We start from the raw sequence: 15,117 nt of genomic DNA, 5'->3' as shown, positions 1-15,117 counted from the left end.
CGGAGTGGCTCAGCCGTTTTTAAGTGATGTTCAGTTTTTGAGGCAAACACGTTGGCACTGAAATTAGCGAAACAGCATCCAGCATGTAAGTTGTGTGTGATTTGTTTGCGTGCAATCTAAATAGACGAGCGGGATATTGCAGTCAATAGCTTGCAAACAGATCGCGCACAAGATATTTTCAGAAGGATGGAGAGTGCCATGAACGCCAACGCAGCCGATACTGAACTCGACCTCCCTGATATCGGAAAAATGCTATGTTTTTCCATCTATTCGGCGGGCCACGCCTTCAACCAGCTCTATCGGCCCCTGCTTGCCGATCTCGGTCTTACCTACCCTCAATATCTGGTTTTGGTTTCGCTCTGGAGCCGCGACGGACGCACCGTCAAGGAACTCGGAGAGGCTTTGTTCCTGGACTCCAGTACCTTGACGCCCTTGCTGAAGCGACTGGAGTCGGCGGGTCTTGTCACTCGCACACGCAATCGGCAGGACGAGCGCCAGGTGCTCCTTCACCTCACGGCTGAGGGTCAGGCGCTTAAGGATCGTACCGCGCCAGTTTTAAAGTGCATCAGCGAAGTTGTGGGGATCGATGCCGAAACAGCGCGAAAGATCAAGGTCGCAATCGAAGCGATCCGCGACGCTATCCACGAAAGGGCGTAGAAAGACGCTCCGAGCCGGCCGCAATCTCGCTGATTGGCGCGATAAAAAGCACGAGGCTTCTCTCGTGTGGTTACCATATGAACGTTGTTTGCGTCTCCCGACGGCGTTTGATTGCGAAGCTGGCTTTGGTGGCAGATGCTGCGTCATACCGCACTTTTCGATATGCCGGCAGGATCGCGAGGGATCTGAATGAAGGCCGATTCCGGACACTTTCTTTTCATTTGACGCTCCCTAGTTGTTATCTTGCTGACCAAAGCGAAACCTGATTGAAAAAATGACCTTCAGCATGTCAGCAATGTCTCAACAGCCTGAGGTGGGAATGAAAGATTCTAATGTGGCTGCGTCTATGAACGGTCAAGCTGATGAATTTGTTTCTTATTATGGGAATAGCCTAAGACTGGTAAAATGCTCTGCAAAGGTTGCGCAGGCCTACAGAATCGTAGCCGCGGCCGATGCGACTCTTTGGCAGGTATATCCAGAACTGCTGGACCCCGACCGCAAATCGCTTGTCGAGGCCGTGCTTGCCGGCGCCATCCCGTGCAATATTGCGATTGAACCTGGCGCGTCCAATGACGGGCGCAACCTTCTCCTTTTCAGCACAGAACGGGGACTCGGCGTCATCGAGACGCGAAACGAGGCGGCTCGTTCGAAGGCGCCGAATGGAGATACAGATCGAGCTTTGCTTCTTCATCAGGCTAGGCATGACGCATTGACGGGACTGGCCAACCGTCGCCAGTTCAGCAGCGATCTTCAGGCGAATCTCCCGATGCTTGCCGGGCACAAGCTTGCATTGATGCAGATCGATCTCGATGACTTCAAGCCGGTCAACGACACCCTTGGTCATGGCGCCGGCGATATCGTGCTCAAGATGACGGCGGAACGGATCCAGGCCGTGCTTCGCGACGGTGAGACCGCCTACAGGCTCGCAGGCGATGAATTTGCCGTCATTCAATGCTGTGACGACCAACCCGCTGAAGCAGAGCGTCTGGCCGAATCCCTGGTCCGCGCGTTCAAAGATCCGTTTACCATCGACGGGATCAGTGTGTTTGTGGGCGCAAGCGTCGGAATTGCCATTGCCCCGATTGACGGCACCGACGGCGAACAATTGATGAAGGCTGCCGACATTGCGCTCTACGCGGCCAAGAATGACGGACGCGGCCGGGCGAGAACGTTCAACCGCTCGATGATGATTATGCTGGAACAGCGTGAGATGCTGAGGCGCAGCTTACGCGTTGCCCTCCAGGAACAACAGTTCTTCATCGAGTATCAGCCGCTCGTCGAGATCGGGGACGGGATCATAGGCTTCGAGGCCCTGCTGCGCTGGCGTCATCCTTATGCTGGTGTTGTTCCGCCGGGTCTTTTCATTCCCATGGCCGAAGCCGACGGCCTGATGGGCGATATTGGAGCGTGGGTGCTTGAACAGGCTTGCCGTGAGGCGTCGACCTGGCCCTCGCATTTTATTGTATCGGTCAATCTTTCTCCGGCGGAATTCCTGCGCGCCGGCTTCACCGACCGAATTACCCGCATCCTCGACGAGGTCGGGTTCCCGGCCGATAGGCTGGAGCTCGAAATAACCGAAACCGTCTTGCTTGAGCGCACGACCAACAACCTTGATACGCTCCACACCCTTGAGGTTTTGGGTACCCGGATCGCGCTCGACGACTTTGGCACTCGCTATTCGTCCCTGAGCTACTTACAGAACTTCCCGTTCGACACGATCAAGATCGACAAGCACTTCATCAACGATGTCGAGACGAACCCGAAGAGCCAGACGATCGTGCGCTTCATCATCGGCCTTGCGCATGGATTGGGGATGCGGGTTACGGCAGAAGGCGTCGAGACAGCCGGTCAAGCGGGTTGGCTTGGCAGAAAAAAATGCGACCGACTGCAAGGAAACCTATTGGGCGCCCCGATGTCTGCCGAAGCGATTGGCGATTTTCTGCGTCAATCGTCGTTCGAGATGCTTTAAGCTCTACCAAGCTCGCTCCCCCCGGCAGGGGCGTCCTTCGACCTCAAATCACACACAGGCGATGCGCGCACCTTGTGTTCGTCAAGCGGGGAAAGCCGCGAGCCAGCCGAAGATGCGGCGATATCCGCGCCAGCGGCGCGTGCCCGTCAGCAACACCCCCATCCGGACCTCCTCTGGCGGAGCCCCTGAATCACATCATTCGTCTAAATTCGTAGACGGCGCTCGACCAGCGCCGCCCACCGGCGTGACGATCGCAGTTTTTGTCAATCGCAGATTTCTATCCAAACTGGCGCGTGATCACTCGCGTGCGTTAGCGATCGGACAGACTTGTCGACGCCCGCAGCTACCAGATCGTCGGCCAACGATGCGCTTAGCAGAAAGTGATCGATCCGAAGGCCGGCGTCGCGAGCGAACGCGTTCCGAAAATATTTCCAGAATGTGTAGATGCGTTGATCAGGATAGAGATGCCGGATCGCATCGGTCCAGCCTTGCGAAACAAGATCAGCGTAGGCCGCCCTCACCTCAGGCCGGAACAAAGCGTCGTCTCGCCATCGCTCAGGGGCGTAGACGTCGATATCGGTCGGCATGACGTTGAAATCACCTATCAGCGCGCTTGGAACATCCAGTTCCAGAAGCTCCGCAGCGTAGCTTTTAAGGCGCTCGAACCAGCGAAGCTTATAGTCGAATTTCGGGCCTGGCGCCGGATTGCCGTTGGGAAGATAGATGCACCCGATGATGATGCCGTCGATAACTGCTTCAATATACCGGCTATGCGTGTCGTCAGGATCGCCGGGCAGTCCACGCCTGGTTTTTACAGGCTCCTTTCCTTTCGCCAGGATGGCGACACCGTTCCAGCTTTTCTGGCCATGCCAGATGGCGCCATATCCCGCCTTCTCAAGCGCGCGTCGTGGGAACTTTTCGTCAGGCGTTTTCAGCTCCTGCAGACATGCAATATCCGGCGAGGCTTCCTTCAGCCAGCGCAGGAGAACATCGAGCCGGCCATTTATGCCGTTGACGTTGAAGGTGGCGATTTTCACGACCGACCAGAGCTCGGCGTGGCGGTTGCGCGGTCACATTCGCCGGCCTTTGGCTCGTCTTTCGCCTTGTGACGGCAATCGGCGAAAAGCAAGCCGCCGACGTCGGCGCTCGCCTCAAACCGTCCCTTCTCGTTGCGCCGAGCGTAGCGTTCCTCGGAGCTGGCATCGGTGAGCTTGCGCTTGATCATGTCATTTCATCCTCCTGGTTGCCGTCCCATTCACAACGCATGTCGCGACAATAAGATGCATTGAATCAAAGGCATGTTCTTGGCTTGGAAAGCACGAGACTGAGCGCCGCCGAGCCATTACGGGGCATTTTGTATTAAGATATGCAGCCCGCTGGCCGGAATGGTGCTGCCTTCCCAGCATTTCGAACGGGAACATTTGAACGCCCGACCGTTGCGTAATGGATTTCCGGCCGGGTAAATAGTTCACCCCTGATACGTGCTATGCGCCGTCCTCCATGCCCCACAATCAGCTAGCGCAGGAACTATCGTTTTTGTCATGCGTTCATTTGCCGGACGTGGTCGCTAACGTCCCTCTTCGTCACACTAGCCCGCTTTGGCGGGCATTTTTTTGTACATACGGAGACGGCTTCGGGCCCTAAAGATTGAGTGGATGATGGTTGGGCGTGCTTCCATAAATATTGCGCTCGGCCGCCTGGATGGGGCCTAAGCATCGCTTGCGGTCGGACTTCGGGCGAATTCCAAGCGTCGCGGGACCCTTCTTGCACCGTTCGCGATCAGGTTGCGTCCGCGAAGGGGACGCCCTGACAATTGGGCCAATGCAGATGACGGCAAGCGTGCCATCATCCGCCGTGTCGTGCCCTCGTGTAGCAACGCTTTCGCAAGAGAGCGTGCGAAATCGTTAGAGCGCCAAGACGGATATTTGTGAAGCTGCAAAAAATGTGGGGACAATTACCCAAAAGAGGTAATTCGATTTGGCGGGTTCTCATGCTAGGAAAAACTAACGCGGCAGTTGTATTTAGTCGTCGCGAATTGGGCGGGTCGCATCGGCGGATGCGGCCTGTCTCGTTTTCAAGCCCTGCGGGCCTGGCTGATGTCCACAAGCGTCGCATGAACCCCTCGAGCCACGGAACTGCTCAGCCGTTTTCCGCGGCAGGTGGATCGCACATCGAGGCCCCGCCGCACCAAGCAATGAAAGCCTCAGCCACGATTGCGGGTGGCTCTCGCCGCGGGGGCCGATCGTGATGTGGGAACCGGACTGGCCGAGCTTCATCGGGGCACATGCTCACAGTGTTAACGACGTTGAGGAATCGTGACTCGACTCATCCCCGACCTCGATGGTTCTATTTGAGGACAGGTTGGGGAGTTGGTCGATGGGATATGAGTGGGATGACGCCCGCGAGCGTCGGGCTTACGCTATAAAGGTCGTCTCGATAGTGCTGGCGTCAGCGGTGACGGCAGGAGTTCCAACTTGGATCGTTGCAAAAGCCATGGGGCTTTGAAAGCGTAGCGATCAATCCTCAGAGGCTGGCTCGGCGATACCCGCCGTGACATTTGCGTCTATGATTTTATCGGGATCGTGAGCCGCGCACCAAAATCGGTATTGCGAACCTTCAAGGCAAAGAAATTCGCAGTCAAATATGATTGCAGTCTTCATGACCACCGTCGCTCTTTGGCGAGTCCCTCGGTAGCGGGAATATATGTTACCGTGAAACCGACGACGATCCTTCGGCGACTAACTTCGGCACCGTAACTGATTTTTCGAAAAGGTCACGCCGTCATGGTGAAGACGGCGGTCACAAAGTTTGCGACAATTCATTGCGGACTTTTTGCACGCCCTTGGTTTGCTGAGTAACCTCCACGGCCCTGGAAATCTCGGCTCGGCCGGAGACCCAGCCGGAAAGAGTGATCTCGGCTCCGTGAGCCGATACGAAAATATAGGTCGGATCGATATCGGCGGCACATGCCAACGCGTCGTAAACGGCCGACTCGATATCAGCCGCTTCCGGAAGTGCCGTTGCGGCGCGAGCTACCACACCCAGATCTTTTCTATCGACTGACATACCTTGTCTCCAGGGCTTATCTAAGGTTCTCGATCACACCCGTCCTTGCGGGACATTGACCGCCTATAGATCTAACGGGCTATCGACGGATGTCCTCTGCCGTCAGTGTGTAATTGTTTCTGCGGCTACGGTTATAGGCTTTGGATGCGGCCTCCAGAATCGATGGTCGCTCTGCGTCGAACGCATCGAGGCACTCAATCTCGGACCGACTAGGTTGATCCGTGGACCGCAGAGCGGTCGCTTCGATCAGAAATCGGACTTCGAACATTCCATCGTAGCCCAAGAAGCGGACCCCCTTCCGATTTTCGTCGAAACTGCGACTTCTATTTGGGAAGCTGAGGGGCATTACCACTTCTCTCCATCAGGGTTTGATTGTGTTGATACTTGATCGGAACGAGCAGCCGGGGATGCCGGGGCAGGCATTGCGCTTGAGCTCCCGCGGCCCCCATTCATCGAAGGCTTCAGACCACGTATGACCGGCACGGAGGCTTGCTCGCTGCGGTTGAGAAGCGCAAACAGCAACCCGGCCTCACCGACGCGCGTGTTCAGCACATGCCCGATGAGAAACTTCGTCGCGCTCAGAATGACCGGGAGGTCCTCGATCGGGCGAAGTTCATAAACGCCGGCTTTCGCGAGGACACGATCCATCGTGCTCATAGTGGCGGTCGTAAGATGACTGGAAAGTTTAGGGGACGACATTACCGTCCTCCTGTCGGGGCTTCGAAAGACCGATCCGAAAAGGCGGCGCCCGTTCCAACATGCCACCATCGCCCTTATATGGGGACGCCGATCGGCATTGCAACGACTGCTTGGATCAAATAAAAATTGCACGAGCCGGATAGAGTTCAATTGCCGGTCGCCGGGAAGCTTGCATTCGCAGCTTTGTGGGACGCATGCCTGTCAACTTGCCTGCGCGCTCGACCTCCAACGGGTTGCCGGATACACCGATCTCCTAACTCGGAACCTACGGAACCTTGGGCCGTTTCATCAACGCAACGGAGGAGCTCAAGCGATGACTAAGACGGCAAATACGACCAATTCGAACCTGGAAAAGGATCCTGAAGACTGGGTCAGTGGCGACGAGCCTATGACAGGAGCCCAGCAATCCTATCTGAAGACGTTGTCCGAGCAGGCGAACGCCCCGGAGCTTTTCTCGGTGAAACTGACGAAAGCGGAAGCCTCGAAACGGATCGACGAACTCCGCTCGAAACTTGGCCTTCCAGACCGATGAGACCTTAAGGCACCGCACTGTTGCACCCTTAATTTCGGTCTCGGTGCTTAATAGCGTATGCTTCGTTGGCAAACTCCTCCGCAACAACGTCGAACCGCCTTTGCGCTCCGAGCACGTCCAGGTTCGTGCACCGAACAGTGGGGCAAACCTTGCGGTCGATATCCGTAAGGTGCGTCCGCTGGATCACTTGGCGGTGCTGCGCCATTTTGGCAATGAGGTCTAGATCGCCGTTCTCAAGATCTGGCGGCCTCACACCCGCCAGATCTATACCTCATTGAGGGGACCACCCCCGCCTTCAACGCATTACGGCGACAACTCTTCCAGCACACGGCCCTTGGTTTCGATTGCAAAGAGCGCGGTGATGAGAGCTCCGACCAGCAAGATTGCGGCAAAGGTCGCAAAGACATACCCGATGCCCATCGACGACATTACGAAGCCCACGACGATCGGGCCAGCCGAAGAGCCGAGACGCAGCCAGGCGCTACCCGTCCCCGTTCCGACGGCGCGCAGACGCGTCGGGTAAATCTCCGCCGAGTAAAGGTAGAGCGAGAACGTCACCGTCTGAACGATCGCGTAGGAAAGGCCGGCGAGAACCAGAACCTGGATAGGTGACGTCGCGCCCAGCCAGGCGAGCAGGAGGAGCGGGATTGGTGCGATCAGGAGCGCTCCGGTGTACCACCTCTTGCGGCCAACCTTGTCGATCGATAGTGCGCAGATGATGGCCGCAATAACGCCGCCCACCGACGTCATGAAGCCGTAGAGAATACTCGTTTCCAGGGGCAGGTTGAACGTCTGACGATAGAGCGTCGGCAGCCATGTAATCGTTCCATTGGCAACCATGTAGGCGCAGAACCACATAGCCCAAATCGACAGAGTCCGCTTCAGGTAGATACCCTGAAAAAGCTCGCGCCAGTCGGACTTGCGCCGAGCGGGCACTACGACAATTTGCGGCTCCGGCAGTTCTTTGCCGGCGGCGCGGGCATTGTTTTCCAACCGGGTCACGATGCGATCGGCCTCGTCATATCGGCCGTTGGCTACTAACCAGCGTGGGGATTCATTCAAGAACCAGCGCAGAGGGATCATCAGGATCGCAGGGACGAGGCCGACCACGAACATCGCCTTCCAGCCATAGGCCGGCACCATGAAGTAGCCGATAAGACCGGCTCCGACGAGGCCAAGCAAGAACATTACCTCATAGAGAAGGAAGAAACGGCCGCGCCCCTTGGATCCGATGAGCTCATTGATATAGGCGCTGGCGACCGGCACCTCACCGCCTGTTCCAATACCTTGCAAGAAACGGAATGCCATCATCGTTCCGGCGCCCGCTGCAAACAGGCAAGCAACGTCCATGCTGACGAATAGAAGGATCGTGAAGAGCAAAACCTTCAGGCGACCGATCTTTTCGGCCAACCAGCCAAACAGGACCGCCCCGAGCAACTGCCCGAGATATCCCATAGACAGGATCATGCCGGTCTGGGATGGATTTAACCCCCATTCGCGCACGAGAACTGGCATGGCATAGGCGATTGCGATGACGGTATAGCCGTCAAAGAAGGTCGCGGCGCCGACAATGTTGCGCGCCCAGAACACTTCGCGGGTGACGGGAAGTCGCTCCAGGCGGGCGCTGATTTCGGCCTGAGGGTCAAAGCTGCGCGCTTGGGTGGATGGGATCGGTTGTTGGATGTTCATTCTGTTCCTCCTTTTGCCCCCGCGCTCGTCTCTCTCCCAGCCGAAGGCGCAAATCCACGATTTGAAGTGACCGCTCCGCCCCCCGAGGACGGCGGAAAACCGCAATCCGAGGGGCGTTAGCCGATCGGTAACCCGCCTTAGTGGAACATCGAGGCGTCCGCTCGCGGTACAGCCTCCGGATTTCCGCGACGTTTCCTCCCGTCTTCGAAAGGCCCCGCGGCAGTCGCGGAGGCTTCAGGGATCATTCTGCGGCGAGCAACTGTTCGACCCGACCGATGCCGGCTGCGTCGAAGGCTGCAAAGACTTCGGCTTCTGCCTTTTCGCCAAGGTTCTTCAACGGTTCGCGGATCGTTGCGTGATCCAGAATCCCGCGGTGAACGAGGCCGAGCTTCAGCGCGACCGTGCCTTCCATGTGCGAACCGCGATGATAGACCGCGCGGGTTACCGGCAAGAGCCGTTCAAAGATTGCGCGGGCGGCCGGATAATCCTGTGCCTTACCAGCGTTGATGAGGTCGATCAGCAGTTCCGGTGCGATATTGCCGTAGCCGACGAGCAAACCATCAACGTCGAACATCGTCGGCAGCAGCCACTCGTCATGGCAGCTGAGAACCTGAAGATTCGGATTGGCCTTCTTCAGCTCGGGGATTTCGACATACCAGCGCTTCATGTTGCGGACGCCGTTCTTGGTGGCGACCACGCCTGGCTGGGTCGCGATCGCAAGCTGCGTGTCGAGGTCGTAAGAGGCCTTGGTCGTATCCGGATACTGGAACAGGATGCACTGAAGACCGGATTCTTCCCAAATTGCCTTATAGCGGTCCTGCGGCGCCCCCTTCTGGAAGCCGAACCGCAGCCAACCATGGTTAGGATAAACGAGCGCGCCGGTCGCGCCGGCTTCCTTGCATTTTTTGGCCTCCGCGGCGGCGACCCTGGTGCCTTCCCCGGTAATCCCCGCAATGATCGGCACAGCGCCGTCGACGGCCTCCACATAGGTGCCAATGAGAGCCAGACGTTCTTCTTCTGTCAGGAATGTGCCCTCGCCAGCATGGCCGAGAATGACAAGGCTTTTTACGCCTTTCATCGAAACCAGCCACTTGGCGATTTTAGCATTGGCCTTGTGATCGACGTCGCCGCCGCGAGTGAAAGCGGTTACCGGCGCTGGGCTTAGACCGCGCAGATCCATCGGTTGCATTTGGTTTTCCTCCTTCGATCGCTGTCCTTACGATCAGCGATGGGATCGTTTGTGGGAACGTTCCCACTATCGTTGCCGAAAATTCTGGAGTCAACAGTTTTTTTAGGGCATCCTAAGAAGATGCAAGCGGTCACAACACCTGGAAAGCGGAAAGTCGTAATGAATTCAAAGGCAAATGAGGCGTCGCGTCAGTCACGCGTGACCTTGCACGGAGTGGCGGCTGCAGCGGGCGTGTCCAAGTCCACGGTTTCGCGAATTCTCGACGAGAGACTGCCTCGTTCCGAGAGTGAAACCGCCAGGCGTGTCAGACAGATTGCCGAAGATCTCGGATATGTTCGTGACCTTTCCGCCGCGAGCCTGAGGCGCGGCAGCACCATGACGATCGGTGTTATCGTACCACGTCTCACTGATACGGTTATGGCGATGCTCTACGAGTCCCTCGCCAAAGCTTGCAGTCGCGCCGGCCGCTTCGCGATCGTCGCGACGACAGACGACAAGCCAAAAGCCGACCGCCTGGCCGCGGAAACCTTGCTCAAACGTGGCGTCGACGGGCTCATTCTCTCGACTGCCCGCGAGGACGATAATTTTCCTGAGGAGCTGACCAACCGAGGCGTGCCTTTCGTTCTCGCACTGCGCACAGACGGCCGAAGTCTGTCCTCTGTCGGCGACGACAAGCTCGGCGGCTATCTGGCGACCCGGCATCTCCTTGATCTTGGGCATCGCCGTATCGGTGTTATTGCGGGACCGTCGTATGCCTCCAGTTCCCGCGGGCGCGTCGAGGGCTACAAGCAGGCCCTCAACGAAGCTGGGGTAACAATCGATCCGGCCTACATCGTTCCATCGACCTTCGGCATTGATTCCGGATCGGAGGCCGCCGAAACTCTCATGCGGGTCGAGCCGCGGCCAACCGCAATCTTCGCGGTCAATGATAACACAGCGATCGGTGGACTCTCCGGCCTGGCGAGGCTTGGCCTCTCGGTCCCCGATGACGTCTCGCTTGTGGGCTACAACGACATCCCGATCGTCAGTCACCTGGCAACGCCACTGACCACATTGCGTGTGCCTTTTGATCAGATCGCATCGAATGCCCTTGATCTCTTGGGTAGGGACATTCCTAACGAGGACCGTATTCGGGTGTCAGCACCTACTCTCATTCCAAGAAGATCATCGGGTGCCGTCCGTCGCCAATGAGCGATCGCGCACCTGTCCGATCGCGCAACCGTGTCACCACGGACATGCCACGAGCCGGAGCCGTCGCGGCAATTATCGCATTTGCGCTCGTTGCACCGACATACGAGCGAGAGGCTTCCAGATGAATAGCGTCAGACGTTGCTCAAAGGCAAAATGGCGCGTTAAATAGAGCTCTTGAGAATTTCGAGTGAGCCCTGACATGTGCGGACGCGTATTCATCAAAACCAACCTCGAAAGCATGATGAATGCCTTTGCTTTCGCCGATCGCAAAGGCGTGCTCGGCCTGGCCAACCAGTTCCCGAGGTATAACGGCGCCCCGTCGCTCGACTATCCGATCATCATCAGGGAAATGGTGCGCGAACCGGATGTCATGGGACCGGTGTTCGTCAGCGCGGGGTGGGGCTTGATACCTGGATGGATGAAACCGGGAGGGCGGCCGCAGGTCAATGTCCGCTCAGAAGGCATCGCCAGGAACAGCAAATTCAAGGTTGCCTATCGCGCTCGCCGCTGCCTTGTTCCAATCGACGGCTTCTTCGAATGGAAGGACATCTTGGGCACGGGCAAGAACAAACAACCGTATGCCGTCGCCATGAAGTCAGGCGCACCCTTCGCACTTGCCGGCATCTGGGAAGCTTGGCGCAATGCGGCCGACGTCGATGTTCGCACCTTCGCCATCATCACCTGCCCGGCGAATGCAACGATGGCTGCGATCCACGACCGTATGCCGGTCATTCTGCATCCAGAGGACTACGAGCGCTGGCTGTCGCCGGAGCCGGAGCCCGATGATCTGATGAAACCGTTCCCCTCCGAACTGATGACCATGTGGCCGATCGGCAAAGCCGTAGGCTCACCGAAAAACGACACGCCGGACATTATCGAGCAGATCAATCCTGATCCAGAACCGCCGATGTTGTGAGAATTCCCACGGCGTGGCGGCTGCTTTCAACGATGCAGGGCGTTTGGCCTCGACAAAAAGAGGATGGACGCATGACAGTGCACTTGGTGCTCAACACAGTTGGAAAACTTGCGAAGAGAACCGACAGGTTCGCCACGCCGCGCGGCTCGCCGAGCTTGGTCGCACCCACCCAATGGATGTCTAGTCGCAACAGGAAATTGCGGCCGTTGCGCTTCTGCTGTTCGATGAGTTCGCGGCTGCTACGCCCTTCGTCCTGGCCCATTGAGCCAGCGCCCCAAGACTATTAATTAAGAGCTTGCTAATTTTATGATGTTGAAGCAACCTCTAAGGTTCGCCCCGTTTCGTGGGCTTCGCTGCCTTCAGCGAAAGGAGGTTCTATGTCTTCCGACATCCATTACATGCCATACGGCTGCCGCGCGGAACAAGACGGCAAATGGACGGTATTTGACACCGTCACCGGCTATCCCGCCATGATAGGGTGCAAGCAACTGACTGATCTGACTGAAAAAAATGCCACTGAACTGATGGACATCCTCAACCGGAACACTGTTGGGTCCAAATGGCAGCGCCTTCCCAGATATGCAATCCAGGGACTTCCATCACAGATAAGCGGCAGCGATCTCGACCAGAAGACGCATTCGCCGTCACCCAGGCATCAGTGATCGCTTTTCGTAAACGTTCGGTGTCGTCTCGCTACCGCCGCCCATTGGCCATCAGCTCAAACGCCCACCACCAGGTCAGACACCTTCATTCTTTTCATGATGTGGAACCCGTGGCAATGGGGTGCGGCAGCCCGAGACATCTGCGAGCGCCGGCTGGGGCCAAACGATATCGTCCGCCGCGCGAAAGCCGCTTCACTTCCTGTGCATGTCCGATGGTGAGGAGCGCAGCTGGAATTCATTGCGATCAGGCTGGACCTCTTCTAGTCCGCGCCTTGCCAGGGATGCCAGACGTTCTCCACTTGCATCGCGCGGCCGTCCATCGTTAACCTGCTTTTCTGGCGAGGGGCGGAATATGAGTAACAGACGTTGGGATCACCCCGTAATGATCATCTGCAGGAGGACCGGGCAGCTCTCGACCATCGCATCCACAGCCGAGGCGCTCGAGGTTCTCACGAATTCTTGGCCGGTGGCGGAGGGAAAGGCGTTCATGGCCGCGTTGCTGATCTGCTCCGACGTCGAAGCCGGTATCCGAGAACCTGACGAAGCCCGCGCAAGCTTCATCGCAGCAGCGAAAGAAGCAGGTGTTCCGTTCGACACTATGGGCGGTTAGGGAAGAGATGCCTCCCGAAGTGCGCTTGACTAGGCATTAAACAATCTTATCAGACGGCGGCGTTTCGCCGCAAAACCAGCGACTTCCGGTGGCGGCAATGAGGGTAGCCGAGCGACTTTGTTTCCCCTGGCGAGCTTGGCGCTGCAGCTGTGTTTCACCTTCCTTGCTCCTCGCGGGCATTTCTTCAATGCTGGTCTGGTGCCGCCTCCTGTGGCATAGCAAGGTCGCGCCGTCTTGGTTCGGCAATTGCTTCGTCCAGCGCTTGGATCAAGAAATGCAACATACCCGCGGCAGGCTCTTTGTCTGCCATGGCGCCCCGGGCGTAAAGCTCGATAAAGTTTGGAATTTCGCTGATGGCAGCCCTCCCCAAGAGGTTGTGCCTCCCTTACCATAATCTCAATATGTGAGCCGCAGTCACGTTTTGTGGAAAACCAACGCCCGGCTAGGACCAAAGTCCCGCCAATATTCAGACTTCGGTCCAATATCATCCGCCTCAAGCATAATGCATGTTCTGAGTGACCCCAAGTGCGCATTGCGCGCGCGAAAGGTTAGGGCTCTCCTCGTGCAGCCAGGGAGGGCCCTCAACTTGTACTGCGTACTCCAAGTGTCGCAAAGCTCCGAAGGCAGCAGCGGCACAAGGTACGGCCAGGGCTCGCCTTAGCCCACCCATCCGAAGGCGAGCCCTCGTCGTAACTTGTCCGTCGGTGCAGTATGCCGTCCGCGCAAACACTGCTTGAAACAACCGCAAGATCTGTCTTCCCAAAGCCGCCCCCGGTTAAGGAGAGACTGGTGTGCATGCTACTTAAGGCAAGAAAGGGCCGAGCACCTTGATTTCCGAGCCGGGCAGCGTCGGCGGCGACGAGTGCAATTGAACCGACCGTGGCCCGGCAGAACGATCCTCAAATGGAACCGAGCACGAGAAAGAGAGCGGCCCAGAACATAGCTGAGAGTTCGGCCGCCACCAAGAACCCAATCGTCCGCTCGTACATCCCGTCCTCCTCCAGATGGAACGAGGGCCTGCCGCACATCAGATGACGAGCCCTCCCTACCCGCGAAATCGTCTGCTAAGACGTATCAGGATCGCGTGTTTACCGGTCTTGGCGAAGACGCGATATCGTAAGATCTCAGGATACTGGACTCCCTCTCTTTGTCTGTTTCCCGATGTCGTGCGACGGCAACGAAAAACGGCATGGATTTGTTCCGTTCGCCTTTGACTGCCCGGTAGAAGGCTTGGAACATCAACATTCTGCCGCTTACTTGTGGAGTGCTGCGGGAGACAGGAGTATCCTAGCTGCGATCGTGCCGCCTTACAGAGCGGCGCTTGAAAAACACCCCGCCGTTAGAAGCTGTTTGCACGGCATTCTTGTTAACGCCGAGCGAGGTTCAGGATGATCTCGCCATCGCCCGATGTCTGCGGCGCGCCAGAGATCTTCAATCGGAGGTAACCTAGCAGGGAGGTTGATTTCATGTTTATCGACAGCAAAGAAATGTCCGTGGAGCGTCGGCACTTCGTCTACGGTGGCGCCGCCGCCTTTAGCGCCATAGCGGCCGCACTGGCGGGCGGCGGTAGCTCGGCGCAGGCCCAAACCTACCGAGCCGACGAGGGAAAGGAGTTGGCGCCGGGTGTCCGCGCTGTGGAGCTCGGCAAGGGGGCTGCGATGATCCCCGGCTACAAGACAGTCTCGCTCATCGATCTCGTGTTTCAGCCGCAGTCGAACCTGCCTGTCAGCGCCATGCCCAATGCTATGATCTGCCACATCACCGAAGGGGAACTAATGGTTCTGCAAGACGGCAAGGAGTTCCAGGCCAAAAAAAATCACGTGTGGACCTGTGCCGAGGGGACGAAAGAGGGCGCTCGCAACGACGCAAGCGCACTTGCGGTTATGCGGATTGCCAACCTGCTGGCCGTTTGACGCAACGGCGGCAAAGGAGGCCTC

Annotated in this window: 16 protein-coding genes and 1 pseudogene; 8 read left to right on the top strand and 9 right to left on the bottom strand. The window is 57.5% G+C overall.

What is annotated here, in order from left to right; all coding sequences use genetic code 11:
* Positions 1–198: 198 nt before the first annotated feature.
* Positions 199–657: a MarR family transcriptional regulator gene (locus ISN39_RS23715; RefSeq protein ID WP_194730689.1), complete on the top strand. Its 459-nt coding sequence runs from the start codon at positions 199–201 to the stop codon at positions 655–657.
* 319 nt (positions 658–976) lie between these two features.
* Positions 977–2,626, top strand: a complete 1,650-nt coding sequence (locus tag ISN39_RS23710; RefSeq protein WP_246763401.1) for an EAL domain-containing protein — start codon at positions 977–979, stop codon at positions 2,624–2,626.
* Between the two features lie 263 nt (positions 2,627–2,889).
* On the opposite strand, the gene xth is transcribed toward ISN39_RS23710, so the two are convergent.
* The 6 genes and pseudogenes from xth to ISN39_RS23685 all read right to left on the bottom strand — a co-directional run bounded on the left by xth (position 2,890) and on the right by ISN39_RS23685 (position 6,349).
* Complete coding sequence (xth, locus tag ISN39_RS23705; protein ID WP_194730688.1) at positions 2,890–3,663, bottom strand: exodeoxyribonuclease III; 774 nt, start codon at positions 3,661–3,663, stop codon at positions 2,890–2,892.
* Positions 3,660–3,851 carry a hypothetical protein gene (locus ISN39_RS23700; RefSeq protein ID WP_194730687.1) on the bottom strand — a complete coding sequence of 64 codons (192 nt, stop codon included), beginning with the start codon at positions 3,849–3,851 and terminating at the stop codon, positions 3,660–3,662. The genes xth and ISN39_RS23700 overlap by 4 nt, the downstream gene beginning before the upstream one ends.
* 1,342 nt (positions 3,852–5,193) lie before the next feature.
* Positions 5,194–5,286, bottom strand: a pseudogene (locus ISN39_RS36675) (exonuclease); the annotation flags it as partial.
* Between the two features lie 139 nt (positions 5,287–5,425).
* A complete protein-coding gene (locus ISN39_RS23695) occupies positions 5,426–5,692 on the bottom strand; it encodes a BON domain-containing protein (RefSeq protein WP_194730686.1) in 267 nt (88 codons plus the stop codon).
* A 79-nt stretch (positions 5,693–5,771) separates the two neighbouring features.
* Complete coding sequence (locus tag ISN39_RS23690; RefSeq protein ID WP_074072487.1) at positions 5,772–6,038, bottom strand: DUF1488 domain-containing protein; 267 nt, start codon at positions 6,036–6,038, stop codon at positions 5,772–5,774.
* Entirely contained in the window at positions 6,038–6,349 is a 312-nt protein-coding gene (locus ISN39_RS23685; protein WP_194730685.1) for a hypothetical protein, read from the bottom strand. The genes ISN39_RS23690 and ISN39_RS23685 overlap by 1 nt, the downstream gene beginning before the upstream one ends.
* 355 nt (positions 6,350–6,704) lie before the next feature.
* On the opposite strand from ISN39_RS23685, the gene ISN39_RS23680 reads away from it, so the two are divergent.
* The gene (locus ISN39_RS23680; protein WP_028739260.1) at positions 6,705–6,923 is read left to right on the top strand and encodes a DUF3072 domain-containing protein; all 219 of its coding nucleotides are present in this window, start codon (positions 6,705–6,707) and stop codon (positions 6,921–6,923) included.
* 303 nt (positions 6,924–7,226) lie between these two features.
* Here the strand turns inward: ISN39_RS23680 and ISN39_RS23675 are convergent, their stop codons facing one another.
* Positions 7,227–8,612, bottom strand: coding sequence for an MFS transporter (locus ISN39_RS23675; RefSeq protein WP_194730684.1), 1,386 nt, complete (start codon positions 8,610–8,612; stop codon positions 7,227–7,229).
* Between the two features lie 241 nt (positions 8,613–8,853).
* Positions 8,854–9,801 carry a dihydrodipicolinate synthase family protein gene (locus ISN39_RS23670; RefSeq protein WP_194730683.1) on the bottom strand — a complete coding sequence of 316 codons (948 nt, stop codon included), beginning with the start codon at positions 9,799–9,801 and terminating at the stop codon, positions 8,854–8,856.
* A gap of 159 nt (positions 9,802–9,960) precedes the next feature.
* Between ISN39_RS23670 and ISN39_RS23665 the strand changes: the two genes are divergently transcribed.
* Positions 9,961–10,992 (top strand): LacI family DNA-binding transcriptional regulator, encoded by a 1,032-nt coding sequence (locus ISN39_RS23665; protein WP_194731892.1) that lies wholly within the window; start codon positions 9,961–9,963, stop codon positions 10,990–10,992.
* A 199-nt stretch (positions 10,993–11,191) separates the two neighbouring features.
* Positions 11,192–11,908 carry an SOS response-associated peptidase gene (locus ISN39_RS23660; RefSeq protein ID WP_074072491.1) on the top strand — a complete coding sequence of 239 codons (717 nt, stop codon included), beginning with the start codon at positions 11,192–11,194 and terminating at the stop codon, positions 11,906–11,908.
* Here ISN39_RS23660 and ISN39_RS23655 read toward each other — a convergent pair.
* Positions 11,877–12,170, bottom strand: coding sequence for a hypothetical protein (locus tag ISN39_RS23655; RefSeq protein ID WP_194730682.1), 294 nt, complete (start codon positions 12,168–12,170; stop codon positions 11,877–11,879). The two genes, ISN39_RS23660 and ISN39_RS23655, sit on opposite strands and share 32 nt — an antisense overlap.
* Before the next feature lie 115 nt (positions 12,171–12,285).
* Here ISN39_RS23655 and ISN39_RS23650 point away from each other — a divergent pair, with 115 nt between their 5' ends.
* The 3 genes from ISN39_RS23650 (at position 12,286) to ISN39_RS23640 (ending at position 15,093) form a co-directional block, all read left to right on the top strand.
* Positions 12,286–12,570: a hypothetical protein gene (locus ISN39_RS23650; protein WP_194732003.1), complete on the top strand. Its 285-nt coding sequence runs from the start codon at positions 12,286–12,288 to the stop codon at positions 12,568–12,570.
* Between the two features lie 352 nt (positions 12,571–12,922).
* Entirely contained in the window at positions 12,923–13,180 is a 258-nt protein-coding gene (locus ISN39_RS23645; protein WP_194730681.1) for a DUF982 domain-containing protein, read from the top strand.
* 1,466 nt (positions 13,181–14,646) lie between these two features.
* A complete protein-coding gene (locus ISN39_RS23640; protein ID WP_194730680.1) occupies positions 14,647–15,093 on the top strand; it encodes a hypothetical protein in 447 nt (148 codons plus the stop codon).
* The last annotated feature ends 24 nt before the right edge of the window (positions 15,094–15,117 follow it).

It is taken from the genome of Rhizobium sp. 007, from assembly GCF_015353075.1.
Classification (GTDB): domain Bacteria; phylum Pseudomonadota; class Alphaproteobacteria; order Rhizobiales; family Rhizobiaceae; genus Rhizobium.
Note: the sequence above shows the minus strand (reverse complement) of the source record. Positions and strands in the feature narration are given on the sequence as shown.

Coding starts and splice junctions, on each gene's coding strand:
- ISN39_RS23715 (WP_194730689.1), top strand. CDS start 199: ATGAACGCCAACGCAGCCGATACTGAACTCGACCTCCCTGATATCGGA.
- ISN39_RS23710 (WP_246763401.1), top strand. CDS start 977: ATGAAAGATTCTAATGTGGCTGCGTCTATGAACGGTCAAGCTGATGAA.
- ISN39_RS23700 (WP_194730687.1), bottom strand. CDS start 3,851: ATGATCAAGCGCAAGCTCACCGATGCCAGCTCCGAGGAACGCTACGCT.
- ISN39_RS23695 (WP_194730686.1), bottom strand. CDS start 5,692: ATGTCAGTCGATAGAAAAGATCTGGGTGTGGTAGCTCGCGCCGCAACG.
- ISN39_RS23690 (WP_074072487.1), bottom strand. CDS start 6,038: ATGCCCCTCAGCTTCCCAAATAGAAGTCGCAGTTTCGACGAAAATCGG.
- ISN39_RS23685 (WP_194730685.1), bottom strand. CDS start 6,349: ATGAGCACGATGGATCGTGTCCTCGCGAAAGCCGGCGTTTATGAACTT.
- ISN39_RS23680 (WP_028739260.1), top strand. CDS start 6,705: ATGACTAAGACGGCAAATACGACCAATTCGAACCTGGAAAAGGATCCT.
- ISN39_RS23675 (WP_194730684.1), bottom strand. CDS start 8,612: ATGAACATCCAACAACCGATCCCATCCACCCAAGCGCGCAGCTTTGAC.
- ISN39_RS23670 (WP_194730683.1), bottom strand. CDS start 9,801: ATGCAACCGATGGATCTGCGCGGTCTAAGCCCAGCGCCGGTAACCGCT.
- ISN39_RS23665 (WP_194731892.1), top strand. CDS start 9,961: ATGAATTCAAAGGCAAATGAGGCGTCGCGTCAGTCACGCGTGACCTTG.
- ISN39_RS23660 (WP_074072491.1), top strand. CDS start 11,192: ATGTGCGGACGCGTATTCATCAAAACCAACCTCGAAAGCATGATGAAT.
- ISN39_RS23655 (WP_194730682.1), bottom strand. CDS start 12,170: ATGGGCCAGGACGAAGGGCGTAGCAGCCGCGAACTCATCGAACAGCAG.
- ISN39_RS23650 (WP_194732003.1), top strand. CDS start 12,286: ATGTCTTCCGACATCCATTACATGCCATACGGCTGCCGCGCGGAACAA.
- ISN39_RS23645 (WP_194730681.1), top strand. CDS start 12,923: ATGAGTAACAGACGTTGGGATCACCCCGTAATGATCATCTGCAGGAGG.
- ISN39_RS23640 (WP_194730680.1), top strand. CDS start 14,647: ATGTTTATCGACAGCAAAGAAATGTCCGTGGAGCGTCGGCACTTCGTC.